28 protein-coding genes are annotated in these 25,210 nt (G+C 72.4%); 17 read left to right on the top strand and 11 right to left on the bottom strand.

The features are described 5' to 3' along the window. Positions 1–31 precede the first annotated feature (31 nt). Entirely contained in the window at positions 32–1,129 is a 1,098-nt protein-coding gene (gene dapC / locus ACWC5C_RS24630; protein ID WP_450878574.1) for a succinyldiaminopimelate transaminase, read from the top strand. A 65-nt stretch (positions 1,130–1,194) separates the two neighbouring features. Here dapC and ACWC5C_RS24635 read toward each other — a convergent pair whose 3' ends face one another. After that, positions 1,195–1,830 (bottom strand): hypothetical protein, encoded by a 636-nt coding sequence (locus ACWC5C_RS24635; RefSeq protein WP_450878576.1) that lies wholly within the window; start codon positions 1,828–1,830, stop codon positions 1,195–1,197. Positions 1,831–2,033: 203 nt separating this feature from the next. Then, the gene (locus ACWC5C_RS24640) at positions 2,034–2,951 is read right to left on the bottom strand and encodes a hypothetical protein (RefSeq protein WP_450878578.1); all 918 of its coding nucleotides are present in this window, start codon (positions 2,949–2,951) and stop codon (positions 2,034–2,036) included. A 122-nt stretch (positions 2,952–3,073) separates the two neighbouring features. Between ACWC5C_RS24640 and dapE the strand changes: the two genes are divergently transcribed. After that, a complete protein-coding gene (gene dapE, locus ACWC5C_RS24645) occupies positions 3,074–4,144 on the top strand; it encodes a succinyl-diaminopimelate desuccinylase (RefSeq protein ID WP_450878580.1) in 1,071 nt (356 codons plus the stop codon). Between the two features lie 132 nt (positions 4,145–4,276). Further along, positions 4,277–5,026, top strand: a complete 750-nt coding sequence (locus ACWC5C_RS24650) for an LOG family protein (RefSeq protein ID WP_385445822.1) — start codon at positions 4,277–4,279, stop codon at positions 5,024–5,026. Between the two features lie 26 nt (positions 5,027–5,052). On the opposite strand, the gene folP is transcribed toward ACWC5C_RS24650, so the two are convergent. Next, on the bottom strand, positions 5,053–5,913 hold the full coding sequence (gene folP / locus ACWC5C_RS24655) for a dihydropteroate synthase (RefSeq protein ID WP_450878583.1): 861 nt from the start codon (positions 5,911–5,913) through the stop codon (positions 5,053–5,055). Between the two features lie 136 nt (positions 5,914–6,049). Between folP and ACWC5C_RS24660 the strand changes: the two genes are divergently transcribed. Both ACWC5C_RS24660 and ACWC5C_RS24665 read left to right on the top strand, forming a co-directional pair. After that, positions 6,050–6,445, top strand: coding sequence for a DivIVA domain-containing protein (locus ACWC5C_RS24660; protein WP_385445847.1), 396 nt, complete (start codon positions 6,050–6,052; stop codon positions 6,443–6,445). After that, positions 6,442–7,038 (top strand): DNA-3-methyladenine glycosylase I, encoded by a 597-nt coding sequence (locus ACWC5C_RS24665; RefSeq protein ID WP_450878585.1) that lies wholly within the window; start codon positions 6,442–6,444, stop codon positions 7,036–7,038. The genes ACWC5C_RS24660 and ACWC5C_RS24665 overlap by 4 nt, the downstream gene beginning before the upstream one ends. Before the next feature lie 52 nt (positions 7,039–7,090). Here ACWC5C_RS24665 and chcB read toward each other — a convergent pair whose 3' ends face one another. Further along, positions 7,091–7,909, bottom strand: a complete 819-nt coding sequence (chcB, locus tag ACWC5C_RS24670; RefSeq protein WP_450878587.1) for a 2-cyclohexenylcarbonyl CoA isomerase — start codon at positions 7,907–7,909, stop codon at positions 7,091–7,093. Between the two features lie 226 nt (positions 7,910–8,135). Between chcB and ACWC5C_RS24675 the strand changes: the two genes are divergently transcribed. Beyond that, positions 8,136–8,303, top strand: coding sequence for a DUF3117 domain-containing protein (locus ACWC5C_RS24675; RefSeq protein ID WP_003966491.1), 168 nt, complete (start codon positions 8,136–8,138; stop codon positions 8,301–8,303). Between the two features lie 126 nt (positions 8,304–8,429). Here the strand turns inward: ACWC5C_RS24675 and ACWC5C_RS24680 are convergent, their stop codons facing one another. Next, complete coding sequence (locus ACWC5C_RS24680; RefSeq protein WP_123102139.1) at positions 8,430–9,098, bottom strand: O-methyltransferase; 669 nt, start codon at positions 9,096–9,098, stop codon at positions 8,430–8,432. A gap of 131 nt (positions 9,099–9,229) precedes the next feature. On the opposite strand from ACWC5C_RS24680, the gene sigE reads away from it, so the two are divergent. The 5 genes from sigE (at position 9,230) to ACWC5C_RS24705 (ending at position 14,209) form a co-directional block, all read left to right on the top strand. After that, the gene (sigE, locus tag ACWC5C_RS24685) at positions 9,230–10,033 is read left to right on the top strand and encodes an RNA polymerase sigma factor SigE (RefSeq protein WP_450878589.1); all 804 of its coding nucleotides are present in this window, start codon (positions 9,230–9,232) and stop codon (positions 10,031–10,033) included. Then, positions 10,030–10,971 carry an anti-sigma factor family protein gene (locus ACWC5C_RS24690; protein ID WP_450878591.1) on the top strand — a complete coding sequence of 314 codons (942 nt, stop codon included), beginning with the start codon at positions 10,030–10,032 and terminating at the stop codon, positions 10,969–10,971. Before sigE ends, ACWC5C_RS24690 begins: the two co-directional genes overlap by 4 nt. Positions 10,972–11,222: 251 nt before the next feature. Continuing rightward, complete coding sequence (locus ACWC5C_RS24695) at positions 11,223–12,857, top strand: S1C family serine protease (protein WP_450878593.1); 1,635 nt, start codon at positions 11,223–11,225, stop codon at positions 12,855–12,857. A 100-nt stretch (positions 12,858–12,957) separates the two neighbouring features. Next, a complete protein-coding gene (locus tag ACWC5C_RS24700; protein WP_450878595.1) occupies positions 12,958–13,431 on the top strand; it encodes a sec-independent translocase in 474 nt (157 codons plus the stop codon). A 118-nt stretch (positions 13,432–13,549) separates the two neighbouring features. Next, on the top strand, positions 13,550–14,209 hold the full coding sequence (locus tag ACWC5C_RS24705) for a hypothetical protein (RefSeq protein ID WP_450878597.1): 660 nt from the start codon (positions 13,550–13,552) through the stop codon (positions 14,207–14,209). Between the two features lie 75 nt (positions 14,210–14,284). Here ACWC5C_RS24705 and ACWC5C_RS24710 read toward each other — a convergent pair whose 3' ends face one another. From ACWC5C_RS24710 to ACWC5C_RS24720, 3 genes are read right to left on the bottom strand one after another with little or no spacing between them, the layout of a single operon-like run. After that, positions 14,285–15,439 (bottom strand): Mrp/NBP35 family ATP-binding protein, encoded by a 1,155-nt coding sequence (locus ACWC5C_RS24710; protein ID WP_450878599.1) that lies wholly within the window; start codon positions 15,437–15,439, stop codon positions 14,285–14,287. A gap of 42 nt (positions 15,440–15,481) precedes the next feature. Then, on the bottom strand, positions 15,482–16,021 hold the full coding sequence (locus tag ACWC5C_RS24715; RefSeq protein ID WP_450878601.1) for a DUF1003 domain-containing protein: 540 nt from the start codon (positions 16,019–16,021) through the stop codon (positions 15,482–15,484). Continuing rightward, positions 16,011–17,294 carry a magnesium transporter MgtE N-terminal domain-containing protein gene (locus ACWC5C_RS24720; RefSeq protein WP_450878603.1) on the bottom strand — a complete coding sequence of 428 codons (1,284 nt, stop codon included), beginning with the start codon at positions 17,292–17,294 and terminating at the stop codon, positions 16,011–16,013. Before ACWC5C_RS24720 ends, ACWC5C_RS24715 begins: the two co-directional genes overlap by 11 nt. 164 nt (positions 17,295–17,458) lie before the next feature. On the opposite strand from ACWC5C_RS24720, the gene ACWC5C_RS24725 reads away from it, so the two are divergent. Beyond that, positions 17,459–18,211 carry a hypothetical protein gene (locus ACWC5C_RS24725; RefSeq protein ID WP_385445834.1) on the top strand — a complete coding sequence of 251 codons (753 nt, stop codon included), beginning with the start codon at positions 17,459–17,461 and terminating at the stop codon, positions 18,209–18,211. Positions 18,212–18,371: 160 nt separating this feature from the next. Here the strand turns inward: ACWC5C_RS24725 and ACWC5C_RS24730 are convergent, their stop codons facing one another. Further along, positions 18,372–18,923, bottom strand: coding sequence for a hypothetical protein (locus tag ACWC5C_RS24730; protein ID WP_450878605.1), 552 nt, complete (start codon positions 18,921–18,923; stop codon positions 18,372–18,374). A gap of 93 nt (positions 18,924–19,016) precedes the next feature. Here ACWC5C_RS24730 and ACWC5C_RS24735 point away from each other — a divergent pair, with 93 nt between their 5' ends. Continuing rightward, on the top strand, positions 19,017–19,967 hold the full coding sequence (locus tag ACWC5C_RS24735; RefSeq protein ID WP_450878607.1) for a DMT family transporter: 951 nt from the start codon (positions 19,017–19,019) through the stop codon (positions 19,965–19,967). Here the strand turns inward: ACWC5C_RS24735 and ACWC5C_RS24740 are convergent. Continuing rightward, positions 19,964–21,064 carry a magnesium and cobalt transport protein CorA gene (locus tag ACWC5C_RS24740; protein ID WP_450878609.1) on the bottom strand — a complete coding sequence of 367 codons (1,101 nt, stop codon included), beginning with the start codon at positions 21,062–21,064 and terminating at the stop codon, positions 19,964–19,966. The genes ACWC5C_RS24735 and ACWC5C_RS24740 overlap by 4 nt on opposite strands. Before the next feature lie 453 nt (positions 21,065–21,517). Between ACWC5C_RS24740 and ACWC5C_RS24745 the strand changes: the two genes are divergently transcribed. The 3 genes from ACWC5C_RS24745 to ACWC5C_RS24755 all read left to right on the top strand — a co-directional run bounded on the left by ACWC5C_RS24745 (position 21,518) and on the right by ACWC5C_RS24755 (position 23,771). Next, positions 21,518–22,117: a suppressor of fused domain protein gene (locus ACWC5C_RS24745; RefSeq protein WP_450878611.1), complete on the top strand. Its 600-nt coding sequence runs from the start codon at positions 21,518–21,520 to the stop codon at positions 22,115–22,117. A gap of 69 nt (positions 22,118–22,186) precedes the next feature. Then, a complete protein-coding gene (locus ACWC5C_RS24750; RefSeq protein WP_009715244.1) occupies positions 22,187–22,825 on the top strand; it encodes a DUF6758 family protein in 639 nt (212 codons plus the stop codon). A gap of 109 nt (positions 22,826–22,934) precedes the next feature. After that, positions 22,935–23,771 carry a PHP domain-containing protein gene (locus ACWC5C_RS24755; protein WP_450878614.1) on the top strand — a complete coding sequence of 279 codons (837 nt, stop codon included), beginning with the start codon at positions 22,935–22,937 and terminating at the stop codon, positions 23,769–23,771. A gap of 130 nt (positions 23,772–23,901) precedes the next feature. Here the strand turns inward: ACWC5C_RS24755 and ACWC5C_RS24760 are convergent, their stop codons facing one another. Further along, the gene (locus tag ACWC5C_RS24760; RefSeq protein ID WP_009715242.1) at positions 23,902–24,057 is read right to left on the bottom strand and encodes a hypothetical protein; all 156 of its coding nucleotides are present in this window, start codon (positions 24,055–24,057) and stop codon (positions 23,902–23,904) included. A 223-nt stretch (positions 24,058–24,280) separates the two neighbouring features. Between ACWC5C_RS24760 and ACWC5C_RS24765 the strand changes: the two genes are divergently transcribed. Beyond that, positions 24,281–25,210 (top strand): NYN domain-containing protein, encoded by a 930-nt coding sequence (locus ACWC5C_RS24765; RefSeq protein WP_450878616.1) that lies wholly within the window; start codon positions 24,281–24,283, stop codon positions 25,208–25,210.

A 25,210-nucleotide genomic window follows, 5' to 3' on the forward strand; every position in this document is an offset into this window, starting at 1 on the left:
CCGGGCTGTTTCGAAGAAAGTGAGCCACCCCGTGCCACCCGTCTCCGCCCGCCTCCCGGTCTTCCCCTGGGACCGGCTCGAACCGTACAAGGCGACCGCCGCCGCCCATCCGGACGGCATCGTCGACCTCTCGGTGGGCACCCCCGTCGACCCGGTTCCCGAGCTGATCCGTACCGCGCTGGCCGGTGCCGCGGACAGCCCCGGCTATCCGACCGTCTGGGGCACCCCCGCGCTGCGGGACGCGCTGACCGGCTGGGTCGAGCGGCGGCTGGGCGCGGAGCGGGTCGCCCACACCCAGGTGCTGCCGGTGGTCGGCTCGAAGGAGCTGGTGGCCTCGCTGCCGGCGCAGCTCGGTCTCGGCCCCGGCGACAAGGTCGCCTTCCCCCGGCTCGCCTACCCGACGTACGAGGTGGGCGCGCGGCTCGCGGGCGCCGAGCCGGTGCCGTACGACACCGTCGAGGACCTGGACCCGGCGGGGCTGGGGCTGCTGTGGCTGAACTCCCCGTCCAACCCCACCGGCCGGGTGCTCTCCAAGGACGAGCTGCGGGCCGCGGTCGCGTGGGCCAGGACGCACGGGGTGCTGCTGGTCAGCGACGAGTGCTACCTGGAGCTGGGCTGGGAGGCGGACCCCGTGTCCGTCCTGCACCCGGAGATCTCCGGCGGGCGCTTCGACGGGCTGGTCGCGGTCCACTCGCTGTCCAAGCGGTCCAACCTGGCGGGCTACCGCGCGGCGTTCCTCGCCGGTGACGAGAGCGTGCTCGGCGAGCTGCTGAAGATCCGCAAGCACGGCGGGATGATCGTGCCCGCGCCCGTGCAGGCCGCCACGGTGGCCGCCCTCGGCGACGACAAGCACGTCACGGAGCAGCGCGAGCGCTACGAGGCGCGGCGGGCCGCGCTGCGCGGCGCGCTGGCGGGGTACGGCTTCCGCATCGAGCACAGCGAGGCGTCGCTGTACCTGTGGGCGACGCGCGACGAGCCGTGCTGGGACACCGTCGGCGCGCTGGCCGAGCTGGGCATCCTGGTGGCGCCCGGCGAGTTCTACGGCCCGGCGGGCGGGGCGTACGTCCGCGTCGCGTTCACCGCGACGGACGAGCGGGTGGCGGCGGCGGTCCGCCGCCTGACGGCCTGACGACGTATCGATGACGCCCCCGGCCGCCGTAGCGGTCGGGGGCGTCTGGCGTGTCAGCCGACCTCTCAGCCGAGCAGCGGCAGGCCCTTGACGGGGAGGCTCTTGATCGGCAGCTCGTCGGCCTGCTGCGGGGCGCTGGGCGCGACCTGCTGAGGCGCCGGGGCCGGTGCGGGGACCGGGGCCGGAGCGGCGACGGGGACCGGGGCCGGGGCCGGGACCGGTGCCGGGGCGGGACGCTTGGCGGCGTGGGCCCCCTTGGCGTGGGCGCCCTTGCTCTTGGCCAGTCCCTTGGTCAACGACGCCTTGCCCTTGCCCTTGGCGTGGGCGCCGCCCTTGCCCTTCCCCTTGGCGTGAGCGGCCTTGGCCTGGGCGGACTTCCCCGGCGTCGCGGCCTTCTGGGCCGGTGCGGGCTTCGCCGCCGTGGCGGGCTTGGCGGCCGCAGCCTTCTCCGGAGCGGTCTGCGCCGGGGCGGCCTTGGCCGGGAGAATGTCCTTGACGGTCCGCCCGGCCTGCTGCGAGGCGATGTCGGCCAGATCGCCGACGGAGGAGGGGTCCAGCGCGCTCAGTCCGCCCAGCTTGGGAGTGTGCGGCAGGGCCGGATCCGCCGCACTCGCGGCGTCGGCGGCACCGACCACGGGAGTCGCACTCGCTGCGACCAGCAGCGCGGCCCGAGCGATCCGACGCGTGAGAGGGAGGGACATGATTCTCCTTTGACGGGGGGACATGGAGCCTTGCGTGTCCAGCGATCGGACGCAGTGAATATCGCGTGAGCCGCGTGAAGGTTGCGGTGCGCCAAGGTAAAGAATTGATAATGCGTCGCATTATCCGTTGAGGCGTATAACGCGCGCCCGCGAAGATTGCCCAACGCCCCGTCAACGGCGCTGAGCTGCGGCGATCTATCCGGCTATCGCATGAGCGAGAGTCGTATATCCGACCCGGAACTCTTGTCGGACGTGCTCCAGCCGTCCCCTGAATTCCGGGCGTTCCATATGTGCTTGCCGTAAGAGACCCGTTCGATGCGCAACTCGTCCGAGTGAGCCACCGCCCAATAGGCCAGCTCCCAGCCGCGTTCCGTACGGCCGCCCCGGGCCGAGGCGTCGCCCACCGGAACCAGCACCTCCCGGGACGACCCGGCGTGCCTGCCGCCGCCCTGGCCCGCCACCTCCAGCCGCGGCCGGGCCTCCGCCCCGAACTCCCGCTTCAGCGCCGCCTGGACGCGCGCCGGGTCGCCCGCCTTCCCGTCGTCCGGCGGCCCCGGACAGCTGAAAGCGGCCGCCGAACGCCCGGTGAGGGTCGCGGTCAGCACCACGGCCTCCGTCTCGTGCTTCGCGTACGCCTGCGGGAAGCCGCTGTACTGCACGCGCTGCGCGGCCACCGTGAGCGGCAGCCGCGAGTACCCGGGCACCTTCACCAGGAAGTCGTAGAACTTCCCGGCCGCGTACACCGGATCCTGGATCTGCCGCGCCGTTCCCCAGCCCTGGGAGGGGCGTTGCTGGAACAGGCCGAGCGAATCCCGGTCGCCGTGGGTGATGTTGCGCAGCCCGGACTCCTGGAGCGCGGTGGCCAGCGCGATGGTGACGGCCCGTTCCGGCAGTCCGCGGGAGGCGGCCACGGCCTCGATCGTCGCGGCGTTCACGGCCTGTTCGGGGTCGAGCGGCACATCGCCGCCCTCCGCCCGCGCGACGCAGCGCGGCGGACCGCCACCGCCGGTCAGCAGATGCGCCGTGACATAGGCGACAAGCCCCAGCAATACGGCACACGCGACCGCGGCGCGGAGCAGACGGGGACGGCTGGAGAAGACGGACCGGGGCACACCGCCCACGTTACTGGGTGGCCCGGACACCGGGGCCGCACAGGGGCGGGGCGTGGGCAAGGCCACGCGCCCGGGCAGGGGGCCCGGCGGCCGGGGCGGACGGTTCGGGGGCGCGGGTTAGGGTCACAGGTATGGCACACCCAGCACTCGACCTGTCCCTGGACGCGGCCCGGCTCACCGCCCGGCTCGTCGACTTCCCCTCGGTCAGCGGCGACGAGAAGGCGCTCGCCGACGCCGTCGAGCAGGCGCTGCGCGCCCTGCCGCATCTGACCGTCGACCGGGACGGGGACGCCGTCGTCGCCCGTACGCAGCTGGGGCGTGCCGAACGGGTCGTACTGGCCGGGCACCTCGACACCGTGCCGATCGCCGACAACGTGCCGTCCCGGCTGGACGAGGACGGCACGCTGTGGGGCTGCGGCACCTCCGACATGAAGTCCGGCGTCGCCGTGCAGCTGCGCATCGCCGCGACCGTGCCCGAGCCCAACCGCGACCTCACCTTCGTCTTCTACGACCACGAGGAGGTCGCCGCCGAGCTGAACGGGCTCAAGCGGCTGTCCGAGCACCACCCCGAGTGGCTGGCCGCCGACTTCGCCGTGCTGCTGGAGGGCACCGAGGGCAAGGTCGAGGGCGGCTGCCAGGGCACGCTGCGGGTACGGGTGACCACGAGCGGGCACCGCTCCCACTCCGCGCGCGGCTGGCTCGGCGAGAACGCCATCCACAAGGCCGCCCCGATCCTCGACCGGCTGGCCGCGTACGAGCCGCGGCACGCCGACATCGACGGGCTCACCTACCGCGAGGGGCTGAACGCGGTGGGCATCGAGGGCGGCATCGCGGGCAACGTCATCCCCGACGCCTGCGCCGTGACCGTGAACTTCCGCTTCGCGCCGGACCGTTCCGAGGCGGAGGCGCTGGCCCACGTCCGCGAGGTCTTCGACGGCTTCGAGGTGACCCTCACCGACTCCGCGCCCGGCGCCCTGCCCGGGCTGTCCCACCCGTCGGCCGCGGCCTTCGTGGCGGCGATCGGCGGGGAGGCGGCGCCGAAGTTCGGCTGGACCGATGTCGCCCGCTTCTCGTCGCTCGGCGTGCCCGCGGTCAATTACGGCCCCGGCGATCCCAAGCTGGCCCACACCCGCGAGGAGCACGTGGACACCGCGCTGATCCTGGAGGCCGAGGAGCGGCTGCGGGACTGGCTGACCGGCTGAGCCGAACGGAGCCATCCGCTTCGCCGCAGATCAGAGAACAGATGAGCGTGGCGCGGATTTCCGCCTTTCGCCGTCCGGTGGGCCTACGCTGAACGACAGATCTTTGGCAGATCTTGGCGAAGGGAGCACACAATGGGCAACGCCGAGGAAGAGCGAGCGCTGCACGAGCAGCGTCTGGGCCCGGTCGTGCGCCGTCGCCACCAGATGCGGCCCGGTACGACCGATCAGCGGCTGCTGGACAGCCAGGGCGCCACCCACTGGGTGCACGAGGACCCGTTCCGGGTGATGCGCATCCAGTCGGAGTTCGTGGAGGGCTTCGGCACCCTGGCCGAACTCGGCCGGGCGGTCAGCGTGTTCGGCTCCGCCCGTACGCCCGAGGGATCACCGGAGTACGAGGCCGGGGTGAAGATCGGGCGGGCCCTGGCCGAGGCCGGGTTCGGGGTGATCACCGGGGGCGGCCCCGGCGCGATGGAGGCCGCCAACCGCGGCGCGGTCGAGGCGGGCGGCGTCTCCGTCGGCCTCGGCATCGAGCTGCCGTACGAGCAGGGGCTGAATCCGTACGTCGACATCGGCGTGAACTTCCGCTACTTCTTCGTACGGAAGACGATGTTTGTGAAGTATGCGCAGGGATTCGTCGTTCTGCCCGGCGGTCTGGGCACCCTCGACGAGTGCTTCGAGGCGCTGACCCTGGTGCAGACGAAGAAGGTGACCCGGTTCCCGATCGTCCTCTTCGGCAGCTCCTACTGGGGCGGTCTGGTCGACTGGCTGGAGAATACGCTGATCGCCCAGGGCAAGGCATCCCAGCAGGACCTGGAGCTGTTCCACCTCACCGACGACATCGACGAGGTGGTCGACCTGGTCACCAAGGAGTCCGGCGCCTGACCGCCCCCCCGCGCCTGAAGAGGGCCTTACGCCAGTCCCCGGCGGGCGACCGCCGGGGGCCGGTGGCCCGCGATGGACGACACCATGTCCAGCACCTGACGGGTCTCGGCCACCTCGTGCACCCGGTAGACCTGGGCGCCCAGCCAGGCGGAGACCGCGGTCGTCGCGAGCGTGCCGATCACCCGCTCCTTGACCGGGCGGTCCAGCGTCTCGCCCACGAAGTCCTTGTTGGACAGCGAGACCAGCACCGGCCAGCCGGTCTCCCGCAGCTCCCCCAGCCGCCGGGTGGCCTCCAGCGAGTGGCGGGTGTTCTTCCCGAAGTCATGGCCCGGGTCGATCATGATCCCGTCGCGCCGCACCCCCAGCCCGGCCGCGCGCTCCGCGAGCCCGACGGTGACCCGCAGGACGTCCGCCACCACGTCGTCGTAGCCGATCCGGTGCGGCCGGGTGCGCGGTTCCGCCCCGCCCGCGTGGGTGCAGACCAGCCCGGCTCCGTACCGGGCGGCGACCTCGGCCAGCCGGGGGTCGACCCCGCCCCAGGCGTCGTTGAGCACGTCCGCGCCCGCCGCGCAGACCGCCTCGCCGACCTCGTGCCGCCAGGTGTCCACGCTGATCACCACGTCCGGATGGCGCCGCCGCACCTCGGCCACGAAGCCGACCGTGCGCCGCGCCTCCTCGTCGGCGCTCACCTCGTCCCCGGGACCGGCCTTCACCCCGCCGATGTCGATGATCGCGGCCCCGTCCGCGACGGCCTGCTCGACGCGGGTGAGCGCGGGCTCGTCGCGGAAGGTCGCACCCTGGTCGTAGAACGAGTCCGGAGTCCGGTTGACGATCGCCATGATCACTCGCTCGTTCTCGTCGAACTCGCGTCGGCCCAGCCGCAGCATGCGTACTTCCTCTCAGGTGTCCGGCAGCGACGATAACTGTCAGTGGGGCATGGCACGATCGGGTCAGACAGTTGACGGGGCCGACGTCACCCGTGACGTGGTGGCCGAGCCGCTCAAGCCGAGGAGAACGATCACCGTGTTCCTGTTCTTGCTGATCACGCTGGTCGTCGTGGTCGGTGCCGTCACCCTCGCCGTGGTCGGCGGCGGCGACGGCGGCCAGCTGTCCGAGGCGCCCCCCGACCGGCTGGACGACCCGCTCCCCGACGACCGGCCGCTGGACCGGGAGGACGTCGAGGCGCTGCGGCTGCCGATGACCCTGCGCGGCTACCGGATGGCGGACGTGGACGATGTGCTGGGCCGCCTCGGCGCCGAGCTGGCCGAGCGGGACGCCCGGATCGCCGAGCTGGAGGACGCCCTGGCGGGCGCCCGGACCCCGGCCTTCGGGGACGGCAAGGCGGCCGAGGGCCCGGCGGACTATCCACCGGACTACCCGCCGGACTACCGGGGCGACTTCGACGGGAGCGGAGCATGAGCGCCCAGGGCGCGGTCGTCGGAGCGGACGGCCTGGCGCGCTGCCCGTGGGGTCTGGAGTCCGAGACCATGGCGGACTACCGCGTCTACCACGACACGGAGTGGGGCCGTCCGGTCCGCGGCGATGACGCGCTGTACGAGCGGATCTGCCTGGAGGCGTTCCAGTCCGGGCTGTCCTGGCTGACGATCCTGCGCCGCCGGGAGGGATTCCGGTCCGCGTTCGCCGACTTCCGGATCAAGGCGGTCGCGGAGTTCACCGAGGCCGATGAGCAGCGGCTGCTCGCCGACCCCGGCATCATCCGCAACCGGGCCAAGATCGCGGCCACGGTCGGGAACGCGCGGGCCGCGGCGGAGCTGGCCGAGGGCGGGCTGGAGGAGCTGATCTGGTCCCACGCCCCCGACCCGGCCACCCGCCCGGTCCCGCGCACCGCGGCCGACGTCCCGGCGATCACCCCGGAGTCCACGGCGCTTAGCCGAGAGCTGAAGAAGCGCGGCTTCCGGTTCGTCGGACCGACCACGGCCTACGCCCTGATGCAGGCCTGCGGCCTGGTCAACGACCACCTGGCCGACTGCCACGTCCGTGGCAGCGTCTGACCGCCCGGCCCCGCTCGGTGGGGCCGGGCGCGATCCGGGCGGGAGCCGCTGGTCAGCGGCCGGTGAACCGCGGCGGCTGTTTCTGGACGAAGGCGTCCACGGCCGTGCGGTGGTCCTCCGAGGCGCCCGCCCGGCGCTGCAGCTCGTCCTCCTTGGTCAGGGAGTCGGTGAGGCTGTGCCCGGCCGCGTAGGCGAGCGATTCCTTGATCGCCGCGTAGGCCGCGGTCGGCCCCTCGGCCAGCCTGCGGGCGACCGCCGCCGCCTCGGCGGGCAGCTCCGCGGCGGGCACGACCCGGTTGGCGATGCCCAGCTCCAGCGCCTCCGCCGCGCTGACACCGCGCGGGAAGAGCAGCAGGTCGGCGGCGCGGCCGTGGCCGATCAGCCGCTGCAGGGTCCAGGAGACGCCGGAGTCGGCGGTGAGCGCGACGCCCGCGAACGAGGTGTTGAACGAGGCGGTGTCGGCCACGATCCGGTAGTCGGCGGCGAACGCGAACCCCGCCCCGGCCCCGGCCGCGACCCCGTTCACCGCCGCGACCACCGGCTTCGGCATCCCGGCGATCGTGGTCACGATCGGGTTGTAATGCAGCGAGACGGTGGTCATCGTCGACCCCTCGCCGTGCTCCCCCCGGGCATGCGCCTCGCGGTCGGCGGCCAGCAGCCCGATGTGCTCCTTCAGGTCCTGCCCGACGCAGAACGCGCGCCCGGTGGCGGTGAGCAGGACGGCCCGGACCGCCGGATCCTCGGCGGCCTGCAGCAGCGCGTCGCGCAGCGCCACCTTCGTGTCGATATTGAGCGCGTTCATGGCATCGGGACGATTCAGAGTGATCGTCGCGAGGCCGTCGGCCAGGTCGTAGAGCACGGTGTCGGTCATAAACGGCCCTCCCAGTGGGCAGGTGTTCGGTCGCGGCGGGCGTACGTTATCGCGATCGCCTCCCCGAATTGAGTGGTTTTGGGGGACCGCCCTGCACGGGGGTTGCCGACCGATGTTGGTCATCGGGTCATGGCATGCGGGATAATGAATGAGAAGCAACGTGTTCGATGCCGGTGACGCCTGGGTTGTCGGCTGCGATGAGCTGGTTTCAGGAAGGGGAACGAGCATGGCGGCCATGAAGCCGCGGACGGGCGACGGCCCGCTCGAGGTGACCAAGGAGGGGCGGGGCATCGTCATGCGCGTTCCGCTCGAAGGCGGCGGTCGGCTCGTCGTGGAGCTGACACCCGACGAGGCCGACGCGCTCGGCGATGCACTGAAGAAGGTTGTCGGCTGAGCCACCGGCCCCACCATCACCCGAGCCCCGCCCCGGCGTCCGGTATGAGGTACCGGACGCCGGGGCGGTGCTATGCCCGGGTGCTTCGTGGGTGGGGTGGTACGGCCTCAGCCCGGGGCGGGCTGCTCAGCCGCCGCGGTTGACCGCGCAGAGCAGGCCGTCCCCGACCGGCAGCAGCGAGGACTGCAGCACGGTGGACTCCCGTACGGTGCGCAGCAGCTCACGCAGGCGCAGCACCTCGGCGGGCTGGGCGGCGGAGTCCACGGTCCGCCCGTTGGCGAAGACCCCCTCGAAGCAGACCAGACCGCCCGGCCGCAGCAGCCGCAGCGCTTCCTCCAGGTAGTCCAGGCACTCCAGCCGGTCACCGTCGCAGAACACCAGGTCGTAGCCGCCGTCGGCGAGCCGGGGGAGGACGTCCAGGGCGCGGCCGGGGATGAACCGCGCCCGGTTGCCCGCGAACCCGGCGGCCCGGAACGCCTGCTTGGCGAACTGCTGCATCTCGGGTTCGGTGTCGACGGTGGTCAGCACGCCGTCGGGGCGCATGCCGTGCAGCAGATGGATGCCGGAGACGCCGGTCCCGGTGCCGATCTCGGCGACGGCCTTGGCATCGGCGGCGGCGGCGAGCAGGCGCAGCGCGGCGCCGGTGCCCGCGGACACCGAGCGCAGCCCTGCCTCCCGGGCCCGGTCACGGGCCCAGTGAAGGGCTTCGTCCTCGGCGACGAACGCGTCGGCGAACGCCCAGCTCGTCTGCCGGTTGCCGGTAATGACCCTCTCCTGTCCCCGTAGTTGGCGCAACGGTGACTGTATCCGCTGCGCACGGGAACCCGCAGATGGGACCAGGCGTTGAGGAGAGAAGGGGGGACCGTATGGATCACGGCCAAATGCAGGTCAAAAATACTTATCCGGAGCTAACGGGCGAGGTGGATATGGTAGGGGCTCTACTGGACACCACCAGAGCCGACAGGGGAGGTGCGGCTACGGCCGGTGACCGGCGAGTGCTGAGGCGCTTTCGCAGGTCAGCGGGCGAGCCGAGATCCGTGACCGACACCGCTGACCGTTCCCGTTCCGCCAACTCCACCACCGCGACTTTCGCCACCACCGCGTCGTTCGGTGCGGAGGGGGACACCCCGGCGTGGACGCCTCCCACCTGGGAGGAGATCGTCAGCACGCACAGCGCTCGGGTCTACCGCCTCGCCTACCGGCTCACCGGTAACCAGCACGACGCCGAGGACCTCACCCAGGAGGTGTTCGTCCGCGTCTTCCGCTCGCTGTCGACGTACACCCCGGGCACCTTCGAGGGCTGGCTGCACCGCATCACCACCAATCTCTTCCTCGACATGGTCCGCCGTCGTCAGCGCATCCGCTTCGACGCCCTCGCCGAGGACGCGGCCGAGCGGCTCCCCAGCCGCGAGCCCTCTCCCCAGCAGCACTTCAACGACACCCACTTCGACGCCGATGTGCAGCAGGCGCTCGACACCCTCGCGCCGGAGTTCCGCGCGGCCGTCGTGCTCTGCGACATCGAGGGCCTGTCGTACGAGGAGATCGCGGCGACGCTCGGTGTCAAGCTCGGCACCGTGCGCAGCCGGATCCACCGTGGCCGCTCCCATCTGCGCAAGGCGCTGCAGCACCGCGCCCCGGCGGGCACGCGCGCCGAGCAGCAGCGCGAGGTCGCCGCGGTCGTGCCGCGGGTCTCCGGACCGCGGCTGAGTGGGGAGGTCGGGATCGCGTGACCCGATCAGGCGGTCCGTCCCCCGCCGAGCAGCATCTCGGCGACCGCCTTGCGGCTCTGGTCGACGGTGAACTCGGGCATGACGCGCGTGAGCGCGTCCTCGCACACCTGGCGACGTGCTGTAAGTGCAAGGCGGAGGCTGACGCGCAGCGGCGGCTGAAGAGCGTATTCGCCGAGACGGCGCCCCCGGCGCCGTCCGAGGGCTTCCTCGCGCGGCTGCAGGGCCTCCCGGCCATCGGCGGCGATGACGACGGTATGGGAAGCGGTTCCCCCTTCGCGGACCCGGGCGTCCTCGGCCTGCGCGGCAGCGCGCCGGACGTACGGGGCGTACGGGACATACGAGATGACGCGCCGGACGTACGGGCGTCGGAGCGCGGACGGGAGCAGGCGTTCGCCTACCTGCCCGCGGTGGCGCCGGTGACCCCGGTCGCCGCGGCCTCGGCGCGCCGGGAGCGCGGCTTCCGGATCCATGAGGTCGAGCGCCCCGCGCCGCGCCGCCGCTTCGCCTTCGCGGCCGCGGGCGCGGTATCCCTGGCCGCCTTCGCCCTCGGCGCCACCCTGCCGCTGGAGGCGGCGGTCGACCCCGGCCCCCGGCCGGACGGCTCGGACGCCGCGGTCACCCCGATCGACGCCGACGCGGTCGGCACCGGCACGCGCGGCACCGCCCGCGACGTGGGGCTGCTGGCCACCGCCGAGTCGCGGCCCGCCGGGCTGCCGTCCCCGAGCGCGACGTCCAGCCACCCGGTGCTGGGCGGGTCCTACGGCGCCGCGGTGAACCCGCTGATACAGCCGGTCCTGTCGGTCACGGAGCTGCTGCGGGCCCCGACCACCACCTCCGCCCCGGCGGCGCCCGCGCCGCCCCAGGGGGAGGGCGGCCTGGTCGTCCAGCCCGCCCCCGGCGTCTCCCCCTACCTGGGCCTCAGCACGCCCCCTCCCTAGGCCCCGGCGATAGACCCCCGGCGATTCAGCCCCGCCCCGGTGATTCCGCGCAATATCGCTCACACGTCCGGTCGTTCCGCTCGTTCCGCGCACGCGGGGCCGGGTGGACTGATTGAATCGCTTCCGGGCACCCCCGGCGAAGGCCGGGGAGGCTGAGGCGCCCCGGAGGCGCAGCGAGCCTCGAAGAGTCGCGGTGACGTATGACCCGGGCGGCGCGGTGGGCGCCTTGTCGCGGGAAGTGTGGGGAGATCATGGACGAGCGGAAGGCCCCCGGGCCCAAGCCGAAGTGGTGGAGCCGTCCGGTCGCACGACCCGGCGACCGGCTGACGGACGAGGCGGCGCCGGAGGCGGCGGACGAGCGGGCGGTGCCGTCCGGGCCGGAGGCCCCGGAGCGGGCACCTGGCGCCGATGACGGCCGCGAGGCGGCGGACGGGGCCCGTGCGGGCGCCGGGCGGCCGCTCCACGAGCCCGATCCGTACAGCACCCCGCCCTACGGCGGCCCCGGCCCCTGGGCCCCGGCCCCGCCCGTACAGCACCCGGGCGCGACCCCGGCGCACGGCACGCAGCTGCCGCCCGGAGCCGTCCCGCCCCCCGCCGCTCCCCAACCAGGTCCAGGGACAGCCCAGCCGGGGATTGGGCAGCCCGGGATGATGACCCCGGCGCACGGCACCCCGCTGCCGCCCTTGGACCCGGGCGCGCCGCCGCCCCCGCCGCACCAGTGGCAGAGCTACGACCCCTGGACCGTGCCCCCGGCGCCGCCCGCCGAGCGCAAGGTGGTCTCCCGTCGCCGCGCGTTCGTCGCCGTCCTGCTGATCGCGCTGATCGCGGGGTGCCTGGGCGGCGGGATCGGCGCGTACGTCGAGCGGGACCGGGCCTCCGGGGGCATCAATGTGAAGCTTCCGCAGGCCCCGCTGGAGAAGGGCACCCGAGCCCCGGGCAGCGTCGCGGGCATCGCCTCCAGCGCCCTGCCGGGCGTGGTGACCATCCATGTCAGCGGCGGCTCCGAGGAGGGCACCGGCACCGGGTTCGTCCTCGACAAGCGGGGCCACATCCTCACCAACAACCACGTCGTGGCCCCCGCGGGCTCCTCCGGCGACATATCGGTGACCTTCAACGGCGGCCAGTCCGCCCGCGCCGAGCTGGTCGGCCGGGACGCCGGGTACGACCTGGCGGTCATCCGGGTCGAGGGCGTCTCCGGGCTGAGCCCGCTGCCGCTGGGCAACTCCGACTCCGTCCGGGTCGGCGACCCGGTGGTGGCGATCGGCGCCCCGTTCGACCTGGCGGGCACGGTCACCTCCGGGATCATCAGCGCCAAGGAGCGCCCGATCACCGCGGGCGGCGAGAAGGAGGACGGCAGCGACATCTCCTATGTCGACGCGCTGCAGACCGACGCCCCGATAAACCCGGGCAACTCCGGCGGCCCCCTGGTCGACGGCAAGGCGCGGGTCATCGGGATCAACAGCGCCATCCGGGCCGCCGACGACGGCGCCGAGCTGGGCGGCCAGGGCGGCTCCATCGGTCTGGGCTTCGCGATCCCGATCAACCAGGGCAAGCGGGTCGCCGAGGAGCTGATCAACACAGGCAAGGCCACCCACCCGGTGATCGGCGTCACGCTCAACATGGAGTACACGGGCGACGGTGCCCGCGTGAACAGCAAGGGCGCCTCCGGCCCGCCGGTCACCCCGGACGGCCCGGGCGACAAGGCGGGCATCGAGGCCGGTGATGTGATCACGGAGGTGGACGGCGTCCGGGTACACAGCGGCCAGGAGCTGATCGTCAAGATCCGCAGTCACCGCCCAGGCGACCGGCTGGAGCTGACCCTCAAGCGGGACGGAGACGAGCGCACCGTGGAGCTGACGCTGGGCTCCGCGAGCAGCGATGGCTGACGCCCGATGTTGGTCCGGGCGTCTCCCGGGGCGCCCCCACCGCCAGGTACGGTGTGGTGTGGTCTGATTTCCGGCCTCAGACGTCTCTAGGAGCTGCAGGGTGTTCAACGACATAGGGGCCCTCGAGCTTGTCGCGCTCGTCGTCCTTGCGGTGCTCATCTTCGGCCCGGACAAGCTTCCGAAGGTCATCCGGGATGTATCGCAGTTCATCCGCAAGATCCGGGAGTTCTCCGACAGCGCCAAGGAGGACATCCGTACGGAGCTGGGCCCCGAGTTCAAGGACTTCGAGTTCGAGGATCTGAACCCCAAGACGTTTGTGCGCAAGCATGTGCTGGACTCCGATGAGCTGGGCCTCAAGGAGATCCAGAACGGCTTCGACCTCCGCAAGGAGATGGCCGAGGTCGCCGACTCCGTGAACGGCCGGGAGAGTGACGTCGCACACGGCCCTTCAGGGGTCTCCGGCGCCGCCCCGCTGTCCCTCTCCAAGGACGATTCCGGCACCCCTGACCTGCTGCGCAAGCGTGATGCGCAGCCTCGCGAGGACCGTCCGCCTTTCGACTCCGACGCCACTTGATCCCCCCGTATGCCCGGGCTGGTTGACCCGTATGGCTATCCTCCCTTTGTCCGGGGTGAGGTCGCCCGAAGGGGGGCGGGCCGCCCACGACGAAGGGCAACGAGGAGGCTCCGCGCACATGGGCACGACGAGTCGGCTAGGGGTGCATGGGGTGAGCGGTGCGGCGCAGGGAATGCCCGCGGAGGCGCGGCGGAGCGTCGACGGCTACCTGATGGCCGCCTTCCCCTGGTACGGCCTTGACGAGGCGTTCACCGGGCCGCGCTGGCTCATGCAGGTGGGTGCCGCCGCCGATGGGCGGGTGGAATACGGCTCGACCGGGCACGGTGAGGAGCCGTCGCTGCGCGTCGAGACCGATATGGACCAGCAGCGCTTCACGGCGGTGGTGACCGTCGGTGGACGCCCCGTACGGGACAGCGCGGACGGCACCGGCAAGCTGGAGGCCACCTCGGTCTCCTCGGCCGCCTGGCTGGCCGGTTCGGGCCTGCTGTCATGCACCTGGCCTACCCGGATGGAGCGGGGGCTGCGCCAGGACTGGCTGGACCAGCAGACCGCGATCGCCTGGGAGCTGGCGGACGCCCTGGACGGCGAGGAGTGGTCCGCGCTGTCGCTCCCGGTGGACGGCGTGCCGACCGACTTCCACTACCGCGAGTCGGAGTACGGCTGGGTGCTGGCCGGATCGGCGGGCGAAAGCGTGCACATCGGGGCGTACGGGCGCGGGATGAGCGCCTACGGCCTCGGCTTCTCGGTGATCAAGGACATCACCGGCTACGACGCGTAGCGCCGGTACACGTGCGCGGGGGCGGCCTCACGGATGAGGCCGCCCCCGCGCACGTATGGACGGCTTGCGTGGTGCTCAGAACTTGTTGCGCGGCGTGACGCCCAGCGACATGCCCGCCAGGCCCCGCTGCCGTCCGCCGATCTTGCCCGCGATCGCCCGCAGCGCGCTGCCCGCGGGGGAGTCGGGGTCGGACAGCACGACCGGCTTGCCCTCGTCGCCGCCCTCGCGCAGCCGTACGTCGATCGGGATGGCGCCCAGCACCGGCACCGTCGTCCCGGTGGTCCGGGACAGCCCCTCGGCGACCGACTGACCGCCGCCGGTGCCGAAGACGTCGACCATCTCGTCGCAGTGCGGGCAGGGCAGCCCGGACATGTTCTCCACCACGCCGACGATCTTCTGATGGGTCTGGACGGCGATCGAGCCCGCCCGCTCGGCCACCTCGGCGGCGGCCTGCTGCGGCGTCGTCACGACCAGGATCTCGGCGCCCGGCACCAGCTGGGCGACGGAGATCGCGATGTCACCGGTGCCCGGCGGCAGGTCCAGCAGCAGGACGTCGAGGTCGCCCCAGTAGACGTCGGCCAGGAACTGCTGGAGGGCGCGGTGCAGCATCGGTCCGCGCCACACCACCGGGGCGTTGCCCGGGGTGAACATCCCGATCGAGATCACCTTCACGCCGTTCGCCGACGGCGGCATGATCATGTCCTCGACCTGGGTCGGGCTGCCGTCGGCGCCCAGCATGCGCGGCACCGAGTGGCCGTAGATGTCGGCGTCCACGACGCCGACCTTGAGGCCGTCGTCGGCCATCGCGGCGGCCAGGTTGACCGTCACCGACGACTTGCCGACGCCGCCCTTGCCGGAGGCCACCGCGTAGACCCGGGTCAGCGAGCCGGGCTGGGCGAAGGGCACCTCGCGCTCGGCCTTGCCGCCGCGCAGCGAGGCGGCCAGCTCGCGCCGCTGCTCGTCGCTCATCACGTCCAGCTCGACCGTGACCCCGGTCACCCCGGCGACCTGGTTCACCGCGTCCTGTACCCGGCTGGTGATCGTCTCCCGCATCGGACAGCCGGCGACCGTGAGGTAGACCTCCACCGCGACCGTGCCGTCCGACGCGATCTCGACGGATTTGACCATGCCGAGGTCGGTGATCGGCTTGTGGATCTCCGGGTCGTTGACCGTGGCGAGTGCGGCGCGCACCGCGTCTTCGCTCGGTGCCGGGACAGTGTCGGTAGCCATATGGAGATGGTACGGCGCCAGGGGTACGCGCCGGTAAGCCCGTCAGCGGTCGCGTTCCTCACGCGAGGGGGCGCGCGACGGCGGGGGCGAGTGCGTGGGGGAGGGAGCGGGCCGCCGCTCGTCCAATTCCCGGACCAGCGCCTCGAACTCGGAGCGGATCCAGTCCCGCGTCGCGACCTCGCCGAGCCCGGCCCGCAGCGACGCGATCTCCCGGGTGAGGAACTCGGTGTCGGCGATGGACCGCTCGTCCCGCGCCCGGTCCTGTTCGAGGTTGACGCGGTCGCGGTCGGCCTGCCGGTACTGGGCGAGCAGGATCAGCGGCGCCGAGTACGAGGCCTGGAGCGACAGCATCAGCGTCAGGAAGATGAACGGGAACGGGTCGAACCGCAGCGGGTCGGGGGCCAGGGTGTTCCACGCCAGCCAGGCGACCACGAAGACCGTCATCCAGGCGATGAAGCGGCCGGTGCCCAGGAAGCGGGCGATCAGCTCCGACGCCCGCCCGAACGCCTCCGGGTCCCAGCGCGGCAGCGGGCTGCGGCGGGGCTGCTTGGGCCGGTCGAGGCGGCCGCCGTCACCGTCCACCGCCCACCTCCGGGATGTTCACGCCGCCGTACAGCTCGCGCTCCCGCCAGTCGTGGGGCAGCAGATGGTCGAGGACGTCGTCCACGGTCACCGCGCCCAGCAGCGAACCGCCCTCGTCCACGACGGGCGCCGCCAGCAGGTTGTACGTCGCCAGATGACCGGCGACCACCGGCAGCGGGGTCTCCGGGCGCAGCGGCCGCAGATCGGTGTCCACGGCCGCGCCGACGAGGGTGAACGGCGGGTCGCGCAGCAGCCGTTGGAAGTGGATGGTGCCCAGATAGCGCCCGGTGGGCGTCTCGTCGGGCGGGCGGCACACATACACCTGGGCGGCGAGCGCCGGGGTGAGGTCCTGGTTGCGCACCCGGGCGAGCGCGTCCGCGACCGTGGCGTCCGGCCGCAGCACGATCGGCTCGGTCGTCATCAGCCCGCCCGCCGAGCCTTCCTCGTACGACATCAGCCGCCGCATGTCGGCCGCCTCCCGGGGCCGCATCAGGGCCAGCAGCCGTTCCTTGTCCCGCTCGGGCAGCTCGGAGAGGAGGTCGGCCGCGTCGTCCGGGTCCATGGCCTCCAGCACGTCGGCCGCGCGCTCCTCCTTGAGCTTGCCGAGGATCTCCACCTGGTCGTCGTCGGGCAGCTCCTCCAGGACGTCCGCGAGCCGCTCGTCGTCCAGCGCCGCCGCGACCTCGCCGCGCCGCTTGGCGGAGAGGTGGTGGAGGACGTTGGCGAGGTCGGCGGGGCGCAGCTGCTCGAAGGTGGCCAGCAGGTTCTCCGCGCCCTGTCCGTGCTCCTCCAGCGAGAATCCGGTGACGGCCGACCAGTCCACGGTCAGCGTCTCGCCACGGCGGCGCAGCGCCCCGCTCTTGCCACGGCGTACGAAGACCTTGGCGATCTCCCATTCGCGGCGCGCGGGCAGCTGGCCCATCGCCACGTCCAGGACCGTGACCTGCTCGCCGGTCTCCACGATCCGCACCGTGCGGTCCAGCAGTTCGCCGAGGACCAGGGTCTCGGTGGGGCGCTGCTCGAAGCGCCGCATGTTGACCACGCCGGTGGTGATGACCTGGCCCGACTCCACGCCGGTCACCCGCGTCATGGGCAGGAAGATACGGCGGCGGGTGACCACTTCGACGACCAGCCCGAGGACCCGCGGCGGCCGCCCGGCCAGCCGCAGCATCGCCACCAGGTCGCGGACCCGGCCGACCTGGTCGCCGTTCGGATCGAAGACGGCGACGCCCGCCAGATGCGAGACATAGATCCGTGAGGCGCCTGCCGCCATGTCGTGCGCCTCCTTCTCTTTATGCGGTTTCGCCGGGTTCAGGCTAGCTCGCACTGTTCTGCCCCGCCGCCGGACGAGCGGACCCCGGCACCCCGCGCACGCATCCGTACGGCACCGGTACGCTGCCGTACTGCACCGGACCGGCATCAGGAGGCAGAGCGGACGTGCGCATCCGGAACACGGCTCTCGTCGCGGTGATGTGCGCGGGACTGGCCGCGCTCACCGCCTGCGGCGGCGAAGGGGAGAAGGCGGACCCCGACGCGGGAACGAACGGCGTGGGCAAGCTCCCCGCCAAGAAGATCGAGAGCAAGGCCCGGACGGTGGCGGGGAGCGCGGACGCGGTCCATCTGTCCGGCAGCCTCGTCTCCAAGGGCCGCACCTACAAGGTCGACATGAAGCTGAAGGGCGACGGCGGCACCGGCGTCGTCTCCACCAAGGGCTCCCGCTACGAACTGCTGCGGGTGGGCGAGGAGCTGTACCTCAAGGCGGACGCGGGCTTCTGGGCCCACCAGGGCGCGAGCGGCGGCAGCGGCGGGCACAGCGGCGACGCGGCCGCCGCGGACAAGCTCGACGACAAGTACGTGAAGGTCCCCTCCGGGGACCCCTCCTACCAGCGGCTCAGCGGCTTCACGGACAAGAGCGTCATGCTGGACGGCCTGCTGGGCCTGCACGGCACGGTCACCGCGGGCGAACGCGGCGAGGTCGGCGGCACCCGCACGATCCGCATCCTCGGCGGCGAGGGCGGCGGCGGCACCCTGGACGTCTCCCTGGAAGGCCGCCCGTACCCCCTCCGCCTCCAGCGCGCCGGGGGCGCGGGGGTGATCCGCCTGGAGGACTGGAACAAGGACTTCAAACTGGCGGCCCCGAAGGAGGACCACGTAGTCGACTACGGCCAACAGATCCCCACGGGCACGTAAGCCGCGACTCAGCCCGGCAACGGAGGGGCGGCGTCCAGAGGCGGCGACGCCCCACCCCAGCCCTCCGGCGCTGGGGGCCCGGGGCGGTGATGCCCCACCCCCAGCCCCTCCGGCGTTTGAGGAGCGGGGTCCAGGGGCGGAGCCCCGGTTTCGGGAAAGCTCAGCCCGCCTTCCGCCCCCGCTTCCCCCGCGCCAACAACTTCGGCAACCCCGCCGGAATCGCCCCCCGCGTAACGGCAGGCGACGGCAGCGGCGCAGCCGAAAGCGACCCCGAACCGGCCGCCACCAGCCCCGCACCCGGCACCGGCTCCAACCGCAGCACCCGGCACTCCCGAGCCCACCGCTCCGCGATCGAGTCCGCGTCGGCCGCGTTCAGCCGCTTGCCCTTCAGCTCACCGACGGCCGCGGTCCACGCCTCGCCGTCCGGGGTGAGTTCGACCACCCGCGCGGACCAGCCGATCAGCCGCCCGCCCTTGTCCTTGCTGCGCACGGTCACCGTCGCGGTGCCGCCGTCCACGAGCCCGAGCCCCTTCAGCGGCTGCTCGTCGGGGCCGTCCCCGACGAGACAGACGGCACCCTCGTGCCAGATGTGCCACAGGGCGCGCGCGGCGCCCTCGGAGCCCTGAACCCAGACGAGGGCGGACTTCTTGGCCGCCTCCTCGACCAGGGCGCGGTCGACGGGATCCATGGCGTCCATAGGCGTCTGCGTCATGCGAACAGCCTAGGCCGTGGCCAAGGCCCTCCACGCATCCCACCCAGCGGTACGACAGTTCCATACCCCGCACACGCGCCTTACCCTGACCCCGTGCCCACGACGCGCTCCACCGGCCCCACCCGCACGCCCACCACCCCCACCCCCGCACCGCACCCGGCCCTGGACACCGCCCTGCTGGCCGTCGCCGTCGCCGGGGTGTCGCTCTCCGCCCCGCTGGCCGCCGCGACCGCCGCCCCCGCCCTCGCCGTCGCGTTCTGGCGCAACGCCATGGCGGTCGGCGTGCTGACCCCGCTCGCCCTGTGGCGCCACCGGGGCGAGCTGCGCCGGATGGGACGCCGCGCGGTGGCGCTCTCCGCCGCCTCGGGGGCGCTGCTCGCCCTGCACTTCGGGACCTGGCTGCCGAGCCTGCACATGACTTCCGTGGCCTCCTCGACCGCGCTGGTCACCACGACCCCGATCTGGACCGCGCTGCTGCTGCGGCTGCGCGGCCACCGCCCCTCCCCGGCGGCCACCCTCGGCACGGTGCTGGCGTTCCTCGGTGTGGTGATCCTCACCGGGGTCGACCTGTCCGCCTCCCCACAGGCCCTCGCGGGCGACGCGCTCGCCCTGGTGGGCGGCATGGCCGGGGCCGGTTACGTGGTGCTGGGGGCGGAGGTGCGCCGGGTGGCCAGCACGACCGCGTACACCTACGTCTGCTACTCCACGGCCAGCCTGTTCCTGCTGCTGACCTGCCTGGTCGCGGGCGCGCGGCTGGACGGCTACAGCGGGGACACCTGGCTGAAGCTGGTGCTGCTGATGGTCACCGCGCAGCTGCTCGGGCACACGCTGATCAACCGGGTCGTCAAGGGCCTGGGCCCGTCCGTGACCTCGACCGCGATCCTGCTGGAGACGCCGGGCGCGGCCCTGATCGCGGCGGTGTGGCTGGGCCAGCAGCCGCCGGTGGCCGCCTACCCGGCGCTCGCGGTGATCCTCGCCGGACTCGTGCTCGTCATCCTGGGCGACCGTAAACAGCGCCCAGGGGAGCCCCGGGACACCGCCTAGAGCCAGCCGTTCCGCTTGAACCCGCGGTGGATCGTGACGCAGATCCCCACCGTCACGGCCATCACCATCGGGTAGCCGAACCTCCAGTGCAGCTCCGGCATGTACGTGAAGTTCATGCCGTAGATCCCGGCGATCATCGTCGGGACCGCGCAGATCGCCGCCCAGGAGGTGATCTTGCGCATGTCCTCGTTCTGGGCGACGGTCGCCTGCGCCAGGTTGGCCTGGAGGATCGAGTTCAGCAGGTCGTCGAAGCCGAGCACCTGCTCGTTGACCCGGGCCAGATGGTCCGCGACGTCCCGGAAGTACTTCTGGATGTCCGGGTCCACCAGCCGCATCGGGCGCTCGCTCAGCAGCTGCATCGGCCGCAGCAGCGGCGAGACGGCCCGCTTGAACTCCAGCACCTCGCGCTTGAGCTGGTAGATCCGGCCCGCGTCGCCGCCGCGCCGGGAGGTCGCCTGCGAGAAGACCTCGATCTCGACCTCGTCGATGTCGTCCTGGACGGCGTCCGCGACCGCGAGATACCCGTCCACGACCTGGTCGGCGATGGCGTGCAGCACCGCCGAGGGGCCCTTGGCCAGCAGCTCCGGGTCCTCCTGGAGCCGGTGGCGCAGGGCGCGCAGCGAGCCCTGGCCGCCGTGCCGCACGGTCACGATGAAGTTGTGGCCGGTGAAGCACATCACCTCGCCGGTCTCCACGACCTCGCTGGTCGCGGTGAGTTCGGCGTGGTCCACGTAGTGGATGGTCTTGAAGACGGTGAAGAGGCTGTCGTCGTACCGCTCCAGCTTCGGCCGCTGGTGCGCCTGCACCGCGTCCTCGACGGCCAGCGGGTGCAGTCCGAACTCCTGTGCGATGCCCGCGAACTCACGCTCCGTCGGCTCGTGCAGCCCGATCCAGGCGAACCCGCCCTCGGCGCGCACCCGCTCCATCGCCTGCGCCGGGCTGACGTGGTCGCTGACCCGCTTCCCGTCGCGGTAGACGGCGCAGTCGACCACGGCGCTGCTGACGGACGGGTCGCGGGTGGTGTCGTAGTTGCTGGCGGCGTGGGCGCGGCGCAGGGCGGGGCGGACGGCTGCGCGCAGGTCACGGATCATCGACATGACGGGCTCCTTCGGGGCCGGCCGTCAGCGGTGGGCGCGCGGCGCAGCGCGGCGCCCGGAAGGTGGACGTACGGCACTCCCCTGAGGCGTACGTACGTCCGCAAAGCGGGCGGCGCTCCGTGCGATGGCGCTGACGGAGTTCGCGGAGAACAGAACAGATGCGATACGAAGGCGCTCTGCCGTCAGATGCCCTTGATGCGAGAGAACTTCACGTGTTTCACCGCGTGGCGGTGGGGTACGGAAGGTTTCAGATCATGAAGCCGCATACCAAGGGGAAACGACGGGAGAACTGTCGGTACTGCACGGTCGACTAGGATCCACCGCAGCCCCACCTCCTCCGGCCGGTCCCCCGTGGGGGACGACGTATTTCCCTGGGCAGGCAGCAAGGCTATCAGTCGGCAGAACCGTTAAGCCGCCGCTTTGCCCGTTCGATACGCGATCTATGCTCACCGCATGTCAGACGTTCTGCAGCTGGTCGAGGCCCGGTTGATCACCGCGCTGGGCGAGCCGGACGCCCGCGCCGCCATCACGTTCGTCGGTACGGACCGCATCGAGGTGCTGCGCTTCCGGGCCGACGGGAACGTCGTCCGGTACGCCACCCTCGGCATGTCGGACCATCCGATGACCGACCCCACCGCCCCCATCGCCGACCACCTCCGCGGCCCGCGCGCCGAGCTGGTCCTCACCGTGCGCGGCGACGGCGGCCCCGGCTCCGCCGTCCTGGACGAGGTGCTGCGCCCGCTCGCCGTGCTGGGCGCGTCGCCGCAGGTCGAGGGCGTGGTGGTGGCCCCGGGTGCGTCGCTTGAGCTGGGTGGTCCGCTGTGGCCAGGGGCGCCCTTCACCTCCGTACTCGTCGGTGAACCGGGCGGCCTGGTCGAGGACTTGGAGCTGATCGCGCCGATGGAGCCGGTGCGCTTCCTGCCGCTGCTGCCCATGACCGGGAACGAGGCGGCGTGGAAGCGGGTGCATGGCGCCGGCGCGCTCCAGGACCGCTGGCTGCGGCACGGCACCGACCTGCGCGATCCCGCCCGCTCCGGGGTGCCGCTGGCCTGAGCGGGGCCCCCACTCCAGACGGGTGACCGTCCTTGACGTGGGGGCGGGCGGGGAGGACCGTGGGGCCCTATGAGGGGCGAACCCAGTTGCCCGAAGTGCGGTGGCCGGGTGCGTGCGCCCGGTCTTTTCGCCGACTCCTGGCAGTGCGGTGTGCACGGCATGGTGCATCCCGTGCAGCCGGTCGTCCCGCCGAGCGTGGAAGCACTCGTGGTGGTCACCAACCGCGCCCGGGTGCCCGTATGGATGCCGTGGCCGCTGCCCGTCGGCTGGCTGTTCACCGGGGTCGCGTGCGCCGGTGACGACCGCAACGGCGGCCGCGCGACCGTCGTGGCCTGTTCCGGCCCCGGCCCGCTGGGCGGCCCGGGGGAGCTGCTGCTGATCGCGGAGGAGCTGGGCGTGGGGCTCGGCGCGCGGTACGCGGGCATCCCCGGCCCCGACCCCGGACCCGGGATGCGGGTCGACAAGCCGCCGCACGTCAAGGTGCTGGCCGCCGGGCGGCCCACCCCGCTGTGGCACGTCGAGGGCACCCCGGACGACCGCGCGGTGTTCGCGGGGGAGGCCTGCGGGCTGTGGCTGTGGGCGGTGGTCTGGCCCGAGCAGACCGGGCTGCTGATGTACGACGAGATGGTGCTCACCGATCTGCGCGACGCGGGCGCCGAGGTGGACCTGGTGCCGTGCGGCGCGCTGTCGCCACGGCTGCTGTCCTGACGTTTCGGACCGGGGCGTGATGATCACCCCCTGACGCGGGCATGTCCGGGTGGCGGCTACCCTGAAGCAGGCTGCTTGTTCACCCTGTTACCGCTGGGAGCCCGCGTTCGTGCGCATCGACCTGCACACCCATTCCACCGCGTCGGACGGTACGGACACCCCCGCTGAGCTGGTGCGCAACGCCGCCGCGGCCGGGCTGGACGTCGTCGCGCTGACCGACCACGACACGGTCGCCGGATACGAGGAGGCGGCCGGGGCGCTGCCGGACGGGCTGACGCTGGTCACCGGCGCCGAGCTGTCCTGCCGCCTGGGCGGCGTGAGCCTGCACATGCTGGCGTATCTCTTCGACCCCGCCGAGCCCGAGCTGGCGCGCGAGCGCGAGCTGGTGCGCGACGACCGGGTGCCCCGGGCCAAGGCGATGGTGGCGAAGCTGCGTGAGCTGGGCGTGCCGGTCACCTGGGAGCGGGTGGCGGAGATCGCCGGGGACGGCGCCGTCGGGCGGCCGCACATCGCGACCGCGATGGTCGAGCGGGGCGTCGTGGAGACCCTCTCGGACGCGTTCTCCTCGGAGTGGCTGTCGAACGGCGGCCGGGCGTACGTGGAGAAGCACGAGCTGGACCCCTTCGAGGCGGTCCGGCTGATCAAGGGCGCGGGCGGGGTCGCCGTCTTCGCGCATCCGCTGGCCGTCAAGCGCGGTGAGTGCGTACCGGAGAGCGCGATCGGGGAGCTGGCCGCGGCCGGTCTCGACGGTGTCGAGGTCGACCACATGGACCACGACGAGCCGACCAGGGCCCGGCTGCGCGCGCTCGCCGCCGAGCACGGGCTGCTCACCACGGGCTCCAGCGACTACCACGGCAGCCGTAAGACCTGTCGGCTCGGCGAGTACACCACTGACCCCGAGGTCTACGCGGAGATCGTGCGCCGGGCGGCGCTCGCCCCACGCTGAGCGCCCCCGTCCCCCGTGCAACGGCGAGCGCCCCCGTACAACGGCGTACGGGGGCGGCTGCGGTCTAGCTCATGCGTCTGCTGTATCTGCGTCTGTCTACGTCTGCGTCGGTACTACGGCGTCGGTGTTACTACCGGGCGGCGGTTTCGGCCGGACGGATGTAGATGCGCTGGCCGATCGCGGCGGCCTGCTGCACGATCCGGTTGACGGAGGCGGCGTCTACGACGGTGCTGTCCACGGCGTTGCCGTCGACATCGTCAAGGCGCATGATCTCGAAGCGCTGCAAGGCTTCTCCCTTCGTCTGATCCTCCTGGTGGAGAACTGCTGAGTACGGGACGCGCGCGGCTTCGCTGCCGCGCGCTCCACAACCTGTTCAACGAAGCATGCCTTGAAATGATTCCCTACGCTAATGAAATTTTTCGCCAGTCTAAGTATTCCCTGGTGGGGCGCTCCGATCAGACGGAGTCCGGTTGTGCCTCTCCAGCGGCGGCCCGGAGAATGAACCGCGTATGAGTGACGTGATGCCTCCGGGCCAACCAGACATCGCCTCGATCGTCGATGGCATCGAGCGCACCAATGAGCTGCTGCAGCGTGTGCTGGCCGAGGTCGCGACCACCCCCTCCACCCACGCGATCTTCGTGGACGCCGGTTACGTCTACGCCGCGGCCGGGCGGCTCGTCGCCGGAACGGAGGACCGCCGGGCCTTCGAGCTGGACGCGGAGGGGATCATCGAGGCGTTCATCGACAAGGCCCGGACGATCTTCCCGGACAGCCGGCTGCTGCGGGTCTACTGGTTCGACGGGGCCCGGCGCCGCATCCACACCCCGGAGCAGCAGAGCATCGCCGAGCTGCCCGACGTCAAGGTCCGGCTGGGCAACCTCAACGCCAACAACCAGCAGAAGGGCGTCGACTCACTCATCCGCTCCGACCTCGAATCCCTCGCCCGGCACCGGGCCATCGGCGACGCCGTGCTGATCGGCGGGGACGAGGACCTGGTCTCCGCCGTCGAGGCCGCGCAGGGGTACGGGGCACGCGTCCATCTGTGGGGCATCGAAGCCCTCGACGGGCGCAACCAGGCCGAACCGCTGCTGTGGGAGGTCGACAGCCAGCGCACGTTCGACCTCGACTTCTGCAAGCCGTACGTCACCCGGCGGGCGACCGGCTACGAGCCGAACGGCGACGCGCCGCTGTGCGGGCCCGCGCCCTCCCGGGACGAGGTGCGCTTCATCGGCGCGCAGATCGCCGCCCAGTGGCTCTCCGCACGCGGCCGCGAAAGCCTCGCCGATCTGCTGCCCGGTCACCCCTATCTGCCCGGCTCGGTCGACCAGGAGCTGCTGATCGACGCGGAGGGGATGCTGCGGCTGTCACTGCGCGCCCACGCCGATCTGCGGCGGGCCCTGCGGGACGGCTTCTGGGAGCACCTGCAGGCCCAGTACTGA

It is taken from the genome of Streptomyces sp. NPDC001700 (assembly GCF_053596435.1).